This window comes from Streptomyces sp. NBC_00158 (assembly GCF_045160885.1).
Lineage (GTDB): Bacteria > Actinomycetota > Actinomycetes > Streptomycetales > Streptomycetaceae > Streptomyces.
In genome coordinates, this window is record NZ_CP108161.1 from 779,383 (window position 1) to 796,089 (window position 16,707).

At 72.8% G+C, this 16,707-nt stretch carries 11 protein-coding genes; 9 read left to right on the forward strand and 2 right to left on the reverse strand.

Annotated features, from left to right (window positions below; all coding sequences use genetic code 11):
- The first annotated feature begins 118 nt into the window (after positions 1 to 118).
- From OG553_RS03445 to OG553_RS03455, 3 genes are read left to right on the forward strand one after another with little or no spacing between them, the layout of a single operon-like run.
- Positions 119 to 2,980, forward strand: a complete 2,862-nt coding sequence (locus tag OG553_RS03445; RefSeq protein WP_405977529.1) for a peroxidase family protein — start codon at positions 119 to 121, stop codon at positions 2,978 to 2,980.
- A 13-nt stretch (positions 2,981 to 2,993) separates the two neighbouring features.
- Entirely contained in the window at positions 2,994 to 4,385 is a 1,392-nt protein-coding gene (locus OG553_RS03450; RefSeq protein WP_405977530.1) for a hypothetical protein, read from the forward strand.
- A 38-nt stretch (positions 4,386 to 4,423) separates the two neighbouring features.
- Complete coding sequence (locus OG553_RS03455) at positions 4,424 to 6,139, forward strand: thiamine pyrophosphate-binding protein (RefSeq protein ID WP_405977531.1); 1,716 nt, start codon at positions 4,424 to 4,426, stop codon at positions 6,137 to 6,139.
- 10 nt (positions 6,140 to 6,149) lie between these two features.
- On the opposite strand, the gene OG553_RS03460 is transcribed toward OG553_RS03455, so the two are convergent.
- Positions 6,150 to 8,858 (reverse strand): DUF6185 family protein, encoded by a 2,709-nt coding sequence (locus tag OG553_RS03460; RefSeq protein ID WP_405977532.1) that lies wholly within the window; start codon positions 8,856 to 8,858, stop codon positions 6,150 to 6,152.
- A 32-nt stretch (positions 8,859 to 8,890) separates the two neighbouring features.
- Here OG553_RS03460 and OG553_RS03465 point away from each other — a divergent pair, with 32 nt between their 5' ends.
- From OG553_RS03465 to OG553_RS03480, 4 genes are all read left to right on the forward strand, one after another.
- The gene (locus tag OG553_RS03465) at positions 8,891 to 9,274 is read left to right on the forward strand and encodes a hypothetical protein (protein ID WP_405977533.1); all 384 of its coding nucleotides are present in this window, start codon (positions 8,891 to 8,893) and stop codon (positions 9,272 to 9,274) included.
- Positions 9,275 to 9,346: 72 nt separating this feature from the next.
- Positions 9,347 to 9,973, forward strand: coding sequence for a hypothetical protein (locus tag OG553_RS03470; protein ID WP_405977534.1), 627 nt, complete (start codon positions 9,347 to 9,349; stop codon positions 9,971 to 9,973).
- A 174-nt stretch (positions 9,974 to 10,147) separates the two neighbouring features.
- A complete protein-coding gene (locus tag OG553_RS03475; RefSeq protein ID WP_405977535.1) occupies positions 10,148 to 10,909 on the forward strand; it encodes a DUF4142 domain-containing protein in 762 nt (253 codons plus the stop codon).
- A 4-nt stretch (positions 10,910 to 10,913) separates the two neighbouring features.
- Positions 10,914 to 12,302 carry a DUF1996 domain-containing protein gene (locus OG553_RS03480; protein ID WP_405977536.1) on the forward strand — a complete coding sequence of 463 codons (1,389 nt, stop codon included), beginning with the start codon at positions 10,914 to 10,916 and terminating at the stop codon, positions 12,300 to 12,302.
- Between the two features lie 125 nt (positions 12,303 to 12,427).
- On the opposite strand, the gene OG553_RS03485 is transcribed toward OG553_RS03480, so the two are convergent.
- Complete coding sequence (locus OG553_RS03485) at positions 12,428 to 13,690, reverse strand: PucR family transcriptional regulator (protein WP_405977537.1); 1,263 nt, start codon at positions 13,688 to 13,690, stop codon at positions 12,428 to 12,430.
- 455 nt (positions 13,691 to 14,145) lie between these two features.
- Between OG553_RS03485 and OG553_RS03490 the strand changes: the two genes are divergently transcribed.
- Both OG553_RS03490 and OG553_RS03495 read left to right on the forward strand, forming a co-directional pair.
- The gene (locus OG553_RS03490; protein WP_405977538.1) at positions 14,146 to 15,135 is read left to right on the forward strand and encodes a hypothetical protein; all 990 of its coding nucleotides are present in this window, start codon (positions 14,146 to 14,148) and stop codon (positions 15,133 to 15,135) included.
- Positions 15,132 to 16,583 carry an NADH-ubiquinone oxidoreductase-F iron-sulfur binding region domain-containing protein gene (locus OG553_RS03495; RefSeq protein WP_405977539.1) on the forward strand — a complete coding sequence of 484 codons (1,452 nt, stop codon included), beginning with the start codon at positions 15,132 to 15,134 and terminating at the stop codon, positions 16,581 to 16,583. Before OG553_RS03490 ends, OG553_RS03495 begins: the two co-directional genes overlap by 4 nt.
- Positions 16,584 to 16,707 lie beyond the last annotated feature (124 nt).

Below are 16,707 nucleotides of genomic sequence, written 5' to 3' on the forward strand. Positions count from 1 at the left end.
AACCCGTCTGCCCCGCTCCGCACGACACCGCCGCGCGGGTGGGGAAACGTCGTGGGAGTGCGGAGTGCACCCACGCCCCGCCGGAAGCCCCGGAAGCCCCCTTCGTGAAGAGGCGCGCATGGACGAGGTCGAGCGGTACGAGCGATACGTCGGCGGCAGCCCGGAAACCGAGCGGCTGGCCTTCGAGCGGCTGGCGAAGGAGCTGCTGCGCGTCCAGCTCAAGGTGAAGCGGCGCAGCGGCGCGGCCGCCCTGGAGCGGACCTTCCACGCCAAGGCGGTCCTCGGCGTGGAGAACGGGCGGCTGCGGTTCCGCGACGACCTGCCCGAGCCGCTGCGGACCGGGTTCGCCCGGCCCGGCGCCGCGTACCCGGTGACGGTGCGGCTGTCCAACGCCGCCGGGGTCCGCCGGCCCGACTCCGCGCCCGATCTGCGGGGGGCGGCGCTGCGCGTGGAAGTGGGGCCCGGGGAGGCGCACGACCTGCTGATGACGAGCTTCCCGGTCTCGCACGCCCGGAACGCGCGCGAGTTCGTGGCCTTCGCGAAGGCCATGGCGGGCGCCGAGTCGCGGCCCGCCCAGGGGTTCGCCCTGTTCGTCAAGCTGCCCCTGGCGGTCGGCTGGTCGACGGCGGGCAGGATGCGGCGCAACGTGATCGCGGGGACCAGGCGCACGGTGTCCAGCCTGGCGCTGGAGACGTACTGGAGCCGCGGCGCGATCCTGTGGGGCGGGGCGGGGCCGGTGCGCTACCAGCTGCGGCCCGCTCCGGGCACCGCACCCGCCCCGGCGGGGCCGCCGGCCGGTCCCGACGGCCTGCGGGACGAGCTCGCACGGCGCCTCGGCGCGGGGGACCTCGTCTTCGAGCTGTGCGTGCAGCGGTACGTGGACCCGGGCCGCACCCCGATCGAGGACGGCGCGGCCGAGTGGAGCGAGCGGGACGCGCCCGTGGTGCCCGTGGCCACCCTGACGGTTCCGCGCCAGGACCTGCACACGGCCGGGGCGCGGGCGGCCGGGGCGCGGGTCGAGCAGCTGGCCTTCAACCCCTGGCACACGGCGGAGGGCTTCCGTCCGCTGGGGAACCTCAACCGTGCCCGCAAGCTCGCCTACGAGGCGAGCAGCGCGCACCGCCTGGGCCGCCGCTTCGTGACCGTGGAGCCGCGCCGCAACGCCCTGCTCGGGACCCCGCTGCGGGCCGCCTTCCGCACCGTGAACCGGGTGGTCCCGTGGCACCGGCTGCCCACCCCGGTCGCGCTGCTGAACCTGATGGCGTTCCGGCAGACGCTGCGCCGGCACAACCTGATCGACACCGAGGTGCACGAGGCGCCGCCCAGGCCGGGCCCGGTGGAGCCGCCCGTGGACGAGGAGCTGCTGGTCAGGCGCAGCTACGACGGCAGCCACAACGACCTGTCGCAGCCGCGGATGGGTGCCGTCGGCGCGACGTTCGGGCGTTCCATGCCGCCGGACTACCGGCCGGACCGGTTCGACACCCCGAACCCGGTCGTCGTCAGCAGGGAGCTGCTGCGGCGCGAGGCCTTCATCCCGGCGACGTCCCTGAACGTGATCGCCGCGGCCTGGATCCAGTTCCAGGTGCACGACTGGGTCAACCACAAGCGGTTCCCGGTGGGCACCAGGAGCGTCGAGGTGCCGCTGCCGCCGGGCACGCAATGGCGGAACACCCCGGGCGGACCGCGCGAGGGGGTGATGCGCTTCGGTGACGACGAGCCGCTCGACGCGGCCGGGAGCGGGCGGCCGCCGATCCGGTTCGCCGGCGGCGTGTCGCACTGGTGGGACGGTTCGGAGGTGTACGGCGGGGACCGGGACGTCGCGACCTCCCTGCGCGAGCCGGGCGGCGGTGCCGGGCTGCGGCTGGAGCGGGGGCACCTGCCGACGAGCGCGGACGGCCTGCCGGTCACCGGGTTCAGCGACAACTGGTGGCTGGGCCTGAGTGCCGTGCACACCCTCTTCGCCCGCGAGCACAACGCGGTCTGCGAGGCCCTGCGCGGCGAGTACCCGCACCTGGACGAGGACCGGATCTACCACACGGCGCGGCTGGTCGTCTCCGCCCTCATCGCCAAGATCCACACGGTGGAGTGGACGCCGGCGATCCTGGCGACCAGGACGCTCGACATCGGGATGCGGACGAACTGGGAGGGGCCGCCGAAGAAGTGGCTCGACCAGCTGGGCGTCTGGCTGCTGGAGGCGAACGGCAAGGACGGCATCCCCAGGACCCTGCCGGAGCACCACGGGGTCCCGTACGCCCTCACGGAGGAGTTCGTCACCGTCTACCGGATGCACCCGCTGATCCCCGACGACTACGAGTTCGTCGACCACCGCTCCGGCCGCCGGCTCGACACCCTCGGCTTCGCCGGCCTCCGGGGGGCGGCGGCGGAGCCGCTGATCCGCAAGACCGGCCTGGTCGACTCCCTGTACTCGCTGGGCATCGCCCATCCGGGAGCCATCACCCTGCACAACTTCCCTCGCGCGCTCCAGGAGTTCGAGCGCGACGGGGAGGTGATCGACCTGTCGGTGGTCGACCTGGTGCGCACCCGGCGCCGCGGTGTCCCCCGCTACAACGACTTCCGGGCCGGGCTGCACAAGCCGCGGATCCGGCGGTTCGAGGACCTCTCCGGGGATCCTGAGACGGTCGCGCGGCTGCGGGAGGTCTACCGTTCGGTGGACGACGTGGACACGGTGGTGGGGCTGTTCGCCGAGAACCCGCCCGCGGGGTTCGGGTTCAGCGACACCGCGTTCCGCGTGTTCATCCTGATGGCGAGCCGGCGGCTGCAGAGCGACCGCTTCCTCACCGTCGACTTCCGGCCCGAGATCTACACGCCGCTCGGCATGGACTGGATCGCCCGCAACGGCATGACGAGCGTCGTCCTGCGGCACTGCCCGGAGCTGGCGGGCGTCCTGCCGCGCGGGGCGAGCGCCTTCACGCCCTGGCGGCCGGTCCAGCCGGTCCGCGACCACGACGACCGCGGCTGAACGGGGCGCCGCCGTGTCCTCGTCCGTCGGCCCCGGCCGCCGTCACCCCGGCCTGGAGGAGCTGCTCGCGCGGCCGCTGCTGGGGACGGTCTTCGGCCGGCGCACCCACCGGGTCAGCCGGGGCGCGTCCGTACCCGCCGGTTCGATGAGCTACAGCTCGCCGAACCGGCCGCGGCCGCTGGACGAGCTGGAGGAGGCCGTGCTGATCGCCCTCACCGGCTCCTCGGGGCTCACCATGCCCGACCGGCCGTTCGAGGACCCGCGCGACCACAAGCCGATCATGGCGAAGCCGAACCTGAACATGACCGGGCGTACCGCGGGCAGCCCCGACAACGCGCAGGCCACCCACTTCTTCATGATCAATGACACGGGCACCTACTACCTGCGCAAACTCCCGCCGGCCCCGGAGGCCGCCTTCGACCCGGACACCCTGGTCGAGCGGGCCCGCCGGGCCAAGGTGCGGGTGCTCGACCACCGGCTCGACGTCGCCGAGGGGATGCGCGACTTCCCCGCCTACCTCGACTCCAACCGGTTCCTGTCCAACCTGCCGGGCACCACCCTGTTCCTGCCGGTGGTCGACCTCTCCCACCAGTACGTCAACGCCCTGATGTACCTGCTCACCCAGCCCGACGGGGCCCGGCCCACCCTCGTCGACGACCGCAACTTCTACCGCCCGGCCGGGGTCCGCAAGTGGATCGACAACGGCTTCCTCAACCCCGACATCAAGATGCCGCTCGGCGCCCTGGGGCCGATGCGCACCCAGATCGAGGCCGACCTGCTGCTGCAGAACATGATGCTGGTCGCGGACGCGATGGGGCTGGGTGCCTGGATCCACGCCACGATCAGCCCGCAGATCATGCTCGGCGACCCCAAGTTCTCCCGCGCCTACGGCCGGATGCTGGGCTTCGACTTCGTCACCCCGAGGTTCCGCCCCCTCGACGTCCTGCGCTGGCAGGTGCCGCTGCCCAAGTACGCGGCCCTGCGCGCCCACCCGGTGGGACTGCGGGCCGGCGGCGAGCACCTCATCAAGGCCGCCTGCCCGCCCCACTACCCGTCCATGGCGGAGGCGGTCGACTCCGTGATCCGGTCCAAGTTCGGCGAGGACGGCGTCTACTCGGACAAGGAACTCTTCGCCCGCGTCTACAAGGGCGACTACGGGCAGCGCTACCTCGCGGAGGCGAGCGAGTACGACCGGCGGGTCATCGACTGCGCACGGGACATCTGCGTGTACGTCCACGAGGCCCACGGCCGCTTCCCCGCGCACACCGACGCCATCCACGTGCCCGGCGTCTGGCTGCAGACGCACCACGTCGAATCCGAGTACTACGACCGGTTCTTCCGGGGCGGCCTGACCGACGCGCACCGCCGGCACGCCGCGCACTGGGACACGGACGCGGACGCGTAGCGAAGACGCGGCGCAGACGCAGAGAGCGGGGAGAGGCGATGCGGGTCTACGAGGCCATCGTCAAGGGGCTGGAGGGCATCGGCGTGCGGGCGGCCTTCGGCGGTGCCGGGGAGAACGCGGCCGGCCTGATGCTGGCGCTGAAGCACTCGCGGCTGATCCGGCCCGTGATCACGCGCCACGAGCAGGCCGCGTCGTTCATGGCCTGCGGCTACGCCATGTACACCAACAGGCTCGGCTTCTGCTTCGCGACGGCCGGTCCGGGCGCGTTCAACCTGTTCTCGGGGCTGGCCGTGGCCATGTCGGACTCCTATCCCGTCCTCGCCGTCTCGGGGTACGCGTCGATGGAATGGCGCGGCTGGGGCTCGCTCAACGAGACCTCCGGCCTGAACCGCACGCCCGACTCCCAGGCCATGTTCGCCGCCACCACCAAGAAGTCCTTCCTGCTCACCGACGCCGCCGACACCTGCGACGTCCTGGAGGAGGCGGTGAACACCGCCTTCGAGGGCAGGCCCGGACCGGTGCACATCCACGTGCCCGAGAACCTCACCCACCGGGGCGTCGAGGTACGGGACTTCCGGCCGGTCGAGCTGGACGTGGCGCCGGTGCTGCCCGATCCCGCGCGGGTCGAGGAGATCGCGGACGTACTGGCGGACGCCCTCGCGCGGGGCCGGCGGATCGTCGCGCTCGTCGGCTTCGGCGCGGTCCGCAGCGGGGCGGGGCCCGAGGTCAAACGGCTGATCGAACGGTTCCGGATCCCGCTGCTCACCACCCTGGACGGCAAGGGCATCGTCTCAGAGGGGCATCCGCTCGCGGTCGGCGTCTTCGCGGACAGCGGCCACTCCAGCGCGTGGAAGGCCTTCCGCGAGGCGGACGTGGTGCTGTGCGTCGGCAACTCCCTCAACCAGCACGCCACGTTCAACTACCGGCCGGACCTCTTCGAGGGCAAGGTGCTCGTCCACGTGAACATCTCCGAGGGCGAGTTCCACAAGGCCTACCCGCCCGACCACGCGCTGCTGTCCGACGCGCGTCCGGCGGTGGCCGCGCTGACGGAGGCGCTGGAGCGCAGGGTCGGCGAGGTGGCCCCGGTGGAGGTCGACGGCCGGGACTACGAGGCGCGGCACATCACACACCTGACGGACGGCATCCACCCGGGCCGGCTCGCGCAGTCGATCGGCCGGCTGCTGCCGCCGCGGGGGGTGCTGCTCGCCGACGCGGGGGCCCATCTGGCGTGGCTCGGCTACTACGTGGAGCTGGAGGAGGGGCAGAACTTCCGCAAGGCCGGCTCCTTCGGTCCGATGGCCGGACACGTGAACGGGGCCATCGGCCTGAAGGTCGCCCATCCGGACCGGGCGGTGGTCGTCGGCTGCGGCGACGGCTGCTACTCGCTGTCCGGCTTCGAGCTGATGACGGCCGTGGAGAACGAGATCCCGGTCATCTGGGTCATCTTCAACGACGGCCAGTTCAAGCTGATCAAGCTGTACCAACTGGTCACGTACGGGGAGTCCGCGCTGGTCGAGTTCCGCAACCCGGACTACGCGGCGTACGCGCGCGCGTGCGGGGCGGAGGGCTACCGCGTGGAGACCCTGTCCGAGTTCGAGGAGGCCTTCCGCGCGGCCCTGGCCTCGGGCCGGCCCGCGCTGATCGACGCCCGCATCACCCGGTGGGCGGTGCCGCACTACAGCCCGTCGCCGGACGGGGTGATCGCGGGGCTGGTGGAGACGGTGGAGGAACGGTTGCGGGGGCTGGTGGACTGAGCGGCCGCGCCTACTTCGGCCGGGAGTCGCTGCCGGCCAGGCTGCGCCACACGCCCACGACGATGGCCAGCTGGGCGGCGAGGTAGGCGACCTGCGTGGACAGTCCGCGCAGCTGGTAGACCGACAGCAGCAGGCCCACTCGGCTGGGCCAGAACCTCCGCTCCTCGCTGAAGCTCTCCATGTCCATCCAGATGCTGGTGAGCGTGAGGACCAGGAGCATGAGCGCCACGTGCAGGAAGACGTAGCCGAGTTCGGTGTCGGTGATTTCGGTGATGAGGGCGCCCACGCAGACCGGGACGGCGTAGGCGGCGGTCAGGCTCAGCGCCCTCACGGGACTGCGGCGTCCGGGGAGGACGCGCCACAGCGCCCCCAGCACCAGGCCGGCGCCGGTCCACGCGACCTGCCATGCCAGACACTTCGCCACGATCTCGGGGATCCCGACGAGGCTCTGGAACGTGGCCATCTGGGTCGGTCCGTCCCTCAGGTAGCTCAGCCAGACCAGCGCGACACTGGCCGGGAACCCGAAGCCGAAGGCCAGGCGGCCCGCACGCCGGGCGTTGTCCCACCAGTCCTTGCCGGGGCCCCAGCTGAGGGCGGTGTCCAGCACGGAGATCTGCTCCGGCGGCGGGCCCTCGCCGTCCCAGCCGCGGAACAGCCACTTCTGCAGTCCGCCGAGCTTCCTCTCCAGGTCATCGCGCTTCAGGTCTCCCTCTCCGCGGCCCCGGTCCAGCAAGTACAGCTGGTGGTGGACGTTGCGGAACTCGTGCGCCTTCGCCAGCAGGACGTGTCTGCTCCGCTTCGTGCCCAGTCGCCGCCGGCGGAATTCCGGTCCGGTACGGCCCAGCACGGAGTACCGCCGGCCGATCCCGGCCACGGCGTACAGGGAGCCGATCATCATCAGGAACCAGAAGCCGAACAGCACGTTGGAGCCCGCGAACTCGACCTGCCTGAACCCTACGGCGAGGGCGAAGACGGCCACGGTCAGCAGGAGGTCGGCACCGGCCGGCCCCAGCGAGGTGGCCTCGCCCTTGCCGTCTGCCAGGGCCCGCCGTGCCTTGACCCGGATGTTCAGCAGCGCGACGAGCGCGATGCCCGACAGCAGCCAGGCGTAGGCGTAGACCCAGGTGAGTGCGGAGTAGGCGAACTCCTCCAGGAATCTGGCCTGCTGTTCGGCTCTCGCGGTCCCGGACGGGTCGACGAGCCAGTTGGAGCGCCTCAGGTTGCGGTCCTTCGTCCACCAGAAGGAGGAGAGCAGGGCCGCCGCGACCCCTGCCAGGAGGGCTCCCGCGACCACGGTCCACCGGACCGGCGCATCGTCCCGCGCCCTGCTCCAGGACCTCCGCAGCAGCTCCCCTTCCCGCGCGAAGCACCACGCCCACGCCGCCACCGCCGCCAGCCACAACCAGAGCGTCGCCAGCGCCGACAGCGGGAGCACGACGTCACCTCGTGAGGGCACGACCCGCAAGTAGCCCAGCACGGCCGCGGCCGCGGCGATCACGGCCACGGCCACGATCACGCCCGGCCGGCGTTCCCTCGTCCCGGCGAGGCCGGCCGCTCCGGTCTCCCCCACCGCGGGGGAAGGGCCCGAACGGCGCCACGGGCGGGCGGCGAGCAGCAGGACCGCGCCCAGCAGGAGGGTGACGGGGTAGCGCCACGGAGGGACGGGCTGCGGGGGGTCCAGGAGCAGCAGGCGCAGTGTCAGGGCCACCACGACACTGAGCACGGCCCACAGCCGGACCATCCGGGCGAGCCCCTCCCAGCCCTCGGGGCCCGACTCGGCGGACGGCCGGGAACCCTTCTCCCGCCAGGCCCGCCACACGCCCACCACCATCACGATCGAGGTGAACACCCACCAGGAGGCGACGCCCACCCAGCCCAGCGACCACCACCTCTCCCCCACGTTGAATGAGCGCTGCCAGGGCGGATCCACATAGACCTGCACCCTGACGGATTCCGGGTCGGACCACACCAACCGGACCGGATCGGCGGACGTCACCTCGGGGAAGACGTCGTGGGCTTCGAGCCCGTTCAATTTCACTTCGACCTGCCCCCACTTGGCATGGTCCAGCGACCTGGGCGGCAGAAGACGGACCACCCATTTCTCCCCCTTCGGATCGACCTCGATCTTCCACGGACCGAGCCAGAACCCCCGAGCCTGCTCGATCCAGGCCGTCGCCTCGTAATCCACGGTGACCATGCCGCCCCGGACCGTTACCAGTGGATCGCGGTATCGCCATTCCCGGTTCCGCGGATCCTCGTCGTCGTCGCGGAGCAGGCAGCGCATGGCGGTCTTGTATTCGGCCGATGTCTCACTGCTCGCCAGGTCTTCCGCGAGGGGCCACGCGTCCACCGGAACAGTGACGGTCAAGTTCGAGGTCACCTGGGCGTAAATGCGGTTGTGGTAGTCGAAATCGAGCCTGGCGGACACGTTGCGCGGCGTCAGCCGCTCCCGCCAGCAAGGGTCGGGGGCCGCTGCGCGCGCCTGCGCCGCTCCTCCCCACCCAACCAGCACGGAAATCAACAGTAGAAGAAGCAACCACCACCGGGTTTTCACGATCGCGCCCCGTCCGCACCGCCTCGTCCAGCACCCCGTCCTCAAGGCCTTAACACGCGGCACGGACCGGCCGTACCCGGACACGCGGACGGGGCACCCGGCACTCACCCCCTCGGCCGCCGCCAACCGGATTGCACGGGACCTGCGGGCGGTCGATGATGGCATCGGGGATCCGCCGACACCCCATGGGACATGTCATGACCCATTCCAAGGAATCCACCATCACGAGGAAGCCGCTCCCCCGCTTCGAGGAGGCCGAAGGGCTGGGGCCCTCGGACGCGGCTTTCGTACAGGACCTCGTCGACGTGCTCGAAAAGCACGGGAACCTGGACCGCTTCGGCCTGTGCCTGCTCCATGACCACTTCCCGCTCGCCGCGGACGAGGTCATGGTGGAGACGAACGACTCCGCGACGCGCACCCTGCACGCCCATGTGGAGAAGACGGGCCGGACCCGGCACGTCAAGCCCTCCCAGTGGCGGTTCGCACCCCACGGCACGGATCGCGCGCAGGGCCCCTACCAGGTCGTCATGCTGTGCGACCCGCTCGACCTGTGCCCCGGCCGTGAGGGCCACCACGGGTAATCGATGCCGCCGACCGGATGGCCTTGCCGGGCCGTCCGGTCGGCGTTCGGCGCCGCGGGGTAGTAACGGTTCGTGCTGCTTCTGCCTGCCGACCACCGCGGCCTGCGCGAGCGCTTCGCCGCAGAGGGCTACGTACCGCTCCCCGGGCTCGTCCCGCCCGACCGTCTCGTGCCGTTGCGGCGCGAGATCCGGCGCCTCGAATCGATGGCCTCCCACCAGGACCGGGGTGCGCCCCGGCCCATGACCACCCTCGGCGGACTGCTGATCGCCGAAGAGTCGGAGCTGATCCCGCGCGTCTACCACGACCCGGCGCTGATCGAGCTGGTGCGCGCGGTCTCCGCACTGGAGGCCGTGCCGGTCGCCGATCCGCTGGAACGGCACGTCATCGACATCCTGCACCGGCACGACGACGCCCACGGCGAGCACACCCACGGCCACCCGCTGGCCCTCGTGCTCTTCTCCGAGGCTCCCGGATCGGCCCGGGACGGCGGGCTGCTCCAGTACGGGCCCCGGGGCACGGGCCTGCCGGCGGCGGCCGACGAGGTCGCGCACCGGGCGCACCACCGGCCGGGGGACGCGTACCTGCTGCGCGCCGACACCACCGACCACCAGGTGACCGCGCTGCGCCGGGCCGGGCTGCGGCGGGTAGCGCTGAACTTCGCGTACACCACGCCCGACCGGCGGACCGCGGCAAGATAGCAGCCCTCCGGGGGATCCCCCGGATGTTTATCCGATGGTGATGGTCCTTCCGCAGCGGCCCCGGACGGGGCACTAGCGTCCCGTGGCACCCCAGGAGTTCGGGTGCGCACCGCAGGGCGCCTGCCGCCGCTGCCGCCCCGCTCCTCCTGCCGGCCCACGGAGCGAGGAGGCACTGTGCTGTCATTGCGACGGCGATCCGTCAGCGGCTTGTCGGTGGCCACGAGATACACGATCGGGAGCGGTCTGGTCATCGCCGCCCTGGCCGTGACGCTCATCGCGCTGCTGATCCCCGTGTCGAAGTTCGGCGACCGGGCTTCGGCCGCCGCAGCGGGGACCGCCGCGAAGCCGGGTACCGAGGACGACGGCGCCGGGACCATGAGCACGGCGTACGGCCCCCTGTCCGCCGCCGACCGGGACTTCGTCCGCAAGGTGAGGCTGGCCGGGCTGTGGGAGCTGCCCGCGGGGCGGCAGGCGCAGCAGCGCGGGACCCGGCCCTCGGTGCGCACCGCCGGGATGCACCTGGTGGAGGGGCACACCGAGCTGGACCGGCAGGTGCTCCAGGTCGGCCAGGCCCTCGGCATGGACCTGCCCGACAAGCCGAGCGCCCAGCAGCAGGAGTGGCTGAACCAGCTGACGAACGCCCCGAACGCCGAGTACGAGCGGCTGTTCATCCAGTTGCTGCGGCGCGCGCACGGCAAGGTGTTCGCGCTGCTGGCGCAGATCCGGGCGCAGACCCGGAACTCGATGGTGCGCTCCCTCGCCACCTCGGCCAACGCCACCGTGCTGGACCACATCACGGTCCTGGAGGAGAGCGGGCTGGTCGACTTCGACTCCGTCTCCGACGCGGGCCCGGCGCCCGCCTCCCCCACCCCGGCCTCCCACCACGGGGCCGCCGCGCCCCCTCAGACGTCCGACCGACGATACGAAGTGAAGTGATCGCATGAGTCACAAGGGCCACAGGCGCCCCCGGTTCAAGCTCCTCGCGGTGGTCTCCGCCGTGGTGCTGGGCGGTGGCGGGGTCGCCGTCGTCGCCGGCAACGCGAGTGCCGGGCAGGACGGCCGTACGGGACAGGTGACGGCCACGATCGACTGCCCGGACGTGGGCGACCGGCTCACCTCGGTCCCCGACCAGGCCAGGGGCGAGGTCGACGAGAACCTCGCCCGGCTGGACGTCCAGGTGGCCGACGCCTACCGGCAGCTGGCGTCCGGTCAGGTGCGGGGGAAGACGCAGAAGGACGCCCTCCTCGGCCGGCTCCGGGACCAGCGCGCGACGACCATCAGCCGGGTGTCGGACGCGATAGGCCGCTCCTCCGGCCGCCCGGACGGGCTGGACAAGCTGAGCGGGTGCGAGATGAAGGAGGCCCCGGCGGCGGCGGACGAGGCGCTGCCGGACGCCGCCGCCGCCGCGGCTCCGGGTCAGGACGCCGCCCGGAGCTTCGGGCAGAAGGGCGGGCCGGCCAGGAGCGACTTCGTCGACATCACCAAGGTCAAGCCGAACGTACGCAACCCCGCGCCCTCGGGGGGCGCGTCCAGGGGCTCCTTCAGCTCCGAGTGCGGCCGCAACGAGAACGGCCACTTCAACCCCGACAACGTCATCGTCGCGCCGGGCGTCTCCAACGGTGCGCACCACATGCACGACTACGTCGGCAACAAGACCACCGACGCCTTCTCCACCAACGACAGCCTCGCCGCCTCCGGGACCACCTGCGGCAACGGCGACCAGTCCACGTACTACTGGCCGGTGCTGCGGCTGCGCGACGGGCGGGCGGAGAAGGACGCCAAGGCCCCGGGCGGCGGGCAGGACGCCAACGTGGGCACGATCCTGAAGCCCAAGCAGGTGACGATCAGCTTCAAGGGCAGTCCCGTGGGCCAGGTGAAGGCGATGCCGCGGTTCCTGCGCATCATCACGGGCGACGCCAAGGCCTTCAGCAACGGCACGGCCAACGCCAACGCCTCCTGGAGCTGCACCGGCTTCGAGGACCGGCAGCTGAAGGACAAGTACCCGGTCTGTCCGAAGGGCAGCGACGTGGTGCGCACCTTCACCTTCCAGAGCTGCTGGGACGGCCGCAACACCGACAGCGCCAACCACCGCACCCACGTGGACTTCGCGGACCGGAACGGGCGCTGCAAGAAGGGCTTCACGGCGATCCCGCAGCTGGTCCAGCGGATCACGTACGGGGTCCAGCCGGGGGCGCGGATCGCGGTGGACAGCTTCCCGGAGCAGCTGCACAAGCCGGTGACCGACCACGGCGACTTCATCAACGTGATGTCGGACGGTCTGATGTCGAGGGCCGTGGGCTGCATCAACGGCGGACGCAACTGCCGTTGAGCCGGACCGGTCGCCTTCGGGGCGGACGGGGCTGACGGAGCTGAGACGGACAGGGCGGTGGCCCGGAACCCGAGGGGTTCCGGGCCACCGCCCTCAGCGCGTTCACCGGGCGGGGAGCGCGCGGCTCACAGTCCGTTGACGCGGGCCATCCGTCCGACGACCAGGGGGGTGAAGTCGGCGGTGACCACACGGCCGTTCCTGCGGCCGCCGCGCGAGTTCTGGCGGCGCACCTGGGCCATCAGCCGACGGCTGCGCAGGGCCATCTCCAGTTCGAAGCGGGTCCGGGGGTCGCGCAGTCCGGGCCCGAAGAGCTTCTCCAGCTGCCGCATCCGGTAGCGCACCGTCTGCGGGTGCACGCTCAGCGCCTTGGCCGCCTCGGGGGCGCCGCCGCCCTCCAGCCAGGCGAGCAACGTGACCTCCAGACGCTCGCTCTGACGGGGCGTGAGGTCGGCGAGCGGCTTGAGCCAGCGCGCGGCCAGGGCGTGGGCGAGGGGTTCGTCCTGGAGCAGCAGGAGGGTCGAGAGGTGGTCGTCGACGAAAACGGCCCGCGCGTCCAGGCCGCCGCGGGCCGGCGTCAGGGTCAGCAGGCGCAGCGCCCAGCGCAGCGAGGAGGCCGTGTCGCGCGGGGCGACGGCGTGGCCGACGGCCGCGAACCTGCCGCGCAGGGGGAGTTCGAGGGCGGCGCGGGCGTCGGGGTCGGGGCTGGGGAGCAGCAGGCAGGGCCGGCCGGCGAACATGCCGGCGAGGGCGTCGTCGAGTACGGCCGCCAGCTGCTGCGTCTCGCCGGGGGTGGCCAGGGCGATGGCCCGTACCGCGGGCGGGAGGGGCCAGTGGGCGGCCTCGGCGAGTTCGGCGAGGGAGTTCTCGCACGCGGTCCGGTCGTCGGTGAGGGCCCTGAAGAGTTCCTGGCGGGCCCGGTCCGGCGGGGCGGCGGGCACCTGCCGGAGCGGGTGGCCCGGGGCGTGTCCGGCGTCGGGGCGCTCGTGCCCGTGCTCGCGCGCGGGTTCGCGTACGTGGTCCCGTACGTGTTCCCGGGCGGCCCCCCGCGGTTCTTCGACGCGGCCGTCGTGGCGGTCGTCGGGTTCCGGCGCGGGGTCCTCGACGGGGTCCGGCACGGGGTCGGCGCACCGCGGGTCGCGGCCGTCGTCGCACTCGTGGTCGTCGCGGTCGTCGTGGTAGCCGAGGGCGGAGAGCAGGGCCTCTTCCACCCTCAGCCGGAGCAAATCGTCGTCGATGGCATCGTTGTCATCGACAAGGGCGGAAAATTCCGGAATTCCATGCAGAAGCTCCTCCACTATCTCCGCGGCCAGCGCGGGGAGTTCCCTGCGCAGGACGCGGGTCCACTCTCCGCGCGGGCGGGACCAGATGCGGTTCAGAAGTTCGCACATCGTTTCCTCGTTCTTGCCGGGGTGAGGCCTGTCCGGTGCAGGGGTGACAGGCCCGCCAGGATTGCCGGTTTCACCAACAGCCCTGTCTGCCAAGAGAGTTGCAGCCACCACGTCCCCTTCTGGAGGGTTCCGGCCACTTTCGGTCCCACGGGTTTGCCTTGTTTTTGCCGCCGGGGACGCTTGGATGGCCGACGAGGCGGTGGCCTGTCGCAACCTCCACTGGAGGGGAATCTTCCGGGGTTGTTCGATGCGCTGTAGACGCGGTGCGAGAAATTATCACGTTTCGATAAATCCTGTGGAGATGCTGCGTAGCTCCACGATGCTGCTGCACTCCGGCCCCCGAGCCCCTCGGCCGGCGCGGGAATTCGCAGCGCTGCCGGCCGTCACCGTCCCCCAACCCCCGGGTGCCGAGCGCGAGGTGGACCGCTCGGAGCCCGGGTGCTCAGGAGAACCGCATGCCCCTGCCCCAGCCGCACATACCCCGCTCCCACAGGGCCCGACGCAGGAGTCGCCACGCGGCGGAGGCCGCCGCGGCTCCGGCCGCCGGGCGGCGGGCCGTCCGGCGGCCCTCACTGCTGCCCGCCGCCGGAAGAGTGCGCGCCAGCGCGCTGTGCGCCGCCGGCGCGGCCCTCGTCTCGCTCCTCGTGGCGGCCCGCGCGGGCGCCCTGACCCGCCTGTGGGAGTTCCTCGACTTCGGCGCGGGCGTGCTCTCGCTCGTCTGCCTGACCTCAACCGTCCTGTGGGGGCTGGTCGCCACCGACCGGGTGCTGCTCGGGTCGGGCCACCGGCTGCTGGCCCAGGGCGTGCACCGGGGCCTGGCCGTGGCCGGCCTGGGCTTCCTCGGCCTGCACATCTGGGTGAAGGTGGCCGAGAAGCAGGCGGACGCGGCCGCCGCCGCCGTTCCGTTCGCGGACTCGGACCGACCCGTCGTCATCGGCCTGGGCACCCTGGCCGGATATCTCTTCGTGGCGGTGGCCGCCTCCGGAGCCCTGCGTAGTGTGTTCGCCACCAAGAGCCGCTCCCTGTGGTGGCGGGCCCTGCACATCGGCGCGTACCCGGCGTGGGGCGCGTCTCTGCTGCACGGGCTGAAGGCCGGACGCGCCGCCGACACCTGGGTGACGGCGGCCTACGGGCTGTGCCTGGCCGGGGTCATCGCCCTGCTCGCGTTCCGGCTCAGGGCCCGCGGGCTCGGCGCGGCCTGGCAGCCGTCCGTCCCGCAGAACACCCGCGGCGCGGACGCGTCCACCCAACCCCCGCGCGTACGCCCGTTCTTCATCCAGGACGTGCCGCTCGCGGACCTCCTGGTACGTCCCCGCCGGAGCGCTTCCCCCGGACCTGCGGCGCAGCCGCAGCGGCCCGGGCGCGCGCCGTACGCGGCCGCCGCGGCCGGCCCCGGCGCCGACCGGCGGTCCGGGCCGCTCGGCGACGGGGAGCGGTGGTCGTGAGCGGACCCGCGCGCCCCGGCCTCGGCTGCGTGGGCACCCCCCGGCTGCTGGCCGGGCTCGACCGGGACCCGCGGCTCGACCGCGAGGCCCATCTGGCGGCGCACGGCCCGCTGCCGCGCTACGCGCCGGACGAACTCGTCGGCCTGGCCGCCGACATCGACCTGCGGGGCCGCGGCGGAGCCGGCTTCCCCTTCGCCCGGAAGCTGCGGGCCGTCATCGGGTCCGCCCGGGAGCGGGAGGGGCCGACGGCCGTGGTGGTCAACGGCAGCGAGGGGGAGCCGAGTTGCCTCAAGGACAAGGCGCTGCTGCTGCACGCCCCGCACCTGGTGCTCGACGGCGCCCTGCTGGCCGCCGCCGCGGTCGCCGCGGAGGAGGTGGTGGTGGCCGTCACCCGGGCGGACGTGGAGCGCTCGGTGCGGGACGCCGTCGCCGAACGGGGGCCGGGCGGCCGCCGGGTACGCGTGGCACGGCTGCCCGAGCGGTTCGTGACCGGCGAGGGCACCGCCATGGTGGGCGGACTGAACGGCGGGGCCGCCCTGCCGTCCGGGCGGCGGGTGCGCACCAGCGAACGGGGGCTGGGCGGGGTGCCGACGCTGCTGTCGAACACCGAGACCTACGCGCAGCTCGCCGTCGCCGCCCGGATGGGCGCCCCCGACTACCGGGCGGCCGGGCTGCCGTCGGAGCCGGGCACCGTGCTGCTGACCGTCGCCGGGCAGACGGTGGTGGAGACCCCGACGGGGACCTCGCTGGCCTACGTCCTGGACCTGTGCGGCACCCGTACCGGGCAGGGGGTTCTGGTCGGCGGGTACCACGGCCGCTGGCTGGATCCCGGGGCGGCCCGCTCTGCGGACGTGTCCCGGGGTTCGCTGTCCGCCTTCGGCGCGGTGCTGGGGGCGGGGGCGGTGCTGCCGCTGCCGGAGGACACCTGTCCGGCCGGCGAGGTCGCGCGGGTGACGCGCTGGATGGCGAAGGAGTCGGCCGGGCAGTGCGGGCCCTGCGTACGGGGCCTGCCCGGGCTGGCCGACGTACTGGAGGACGCCGTGCGGGGCGGCGGCCGCGGCGCCCTCGACGCGGTGGAGGCGCGGCTGAAGGCCGTTCGGGGGCGGGGGGCGTGCAGCCATCCCGACGGCACCTCGCACTTCGTGGCCTCGGCGCTGGCCGCGTTCCCCGAGGAGTTCCGCGACCACGCCCTCGGCAGCGGCTGCGGGCGGCGGATCGTGGGGGCGCTGCCGCTGCCGATGGACGAGAGCCCGCCGGAGCGGCTGGTGGTGGACTGGACCCTGTGCAAGGGGCACGGGCTGTGCGTGGACGTCCTGCCCGACGTCGTACGGCTCGACGCGGACGGCTACCCGGCGGAGGCGTCCATGCCGGTGCCGGGCCACCTGCGGCCCAAGGCGCTGCGGGCGGTGCGGCGCTGCCCGGCCCTCGCGCTGCGCATCCAGGAATGAGCGGGCGCACGTGCGCGGGTCGCCCCCGAGTTCATTCTTGGCGCGATCTGACAAATTCCCGTGGATATCCGCTCCGGCCGCCGTTCTCCCCGTATCAATGACCGCAGGCAAAGAGCACGACGGC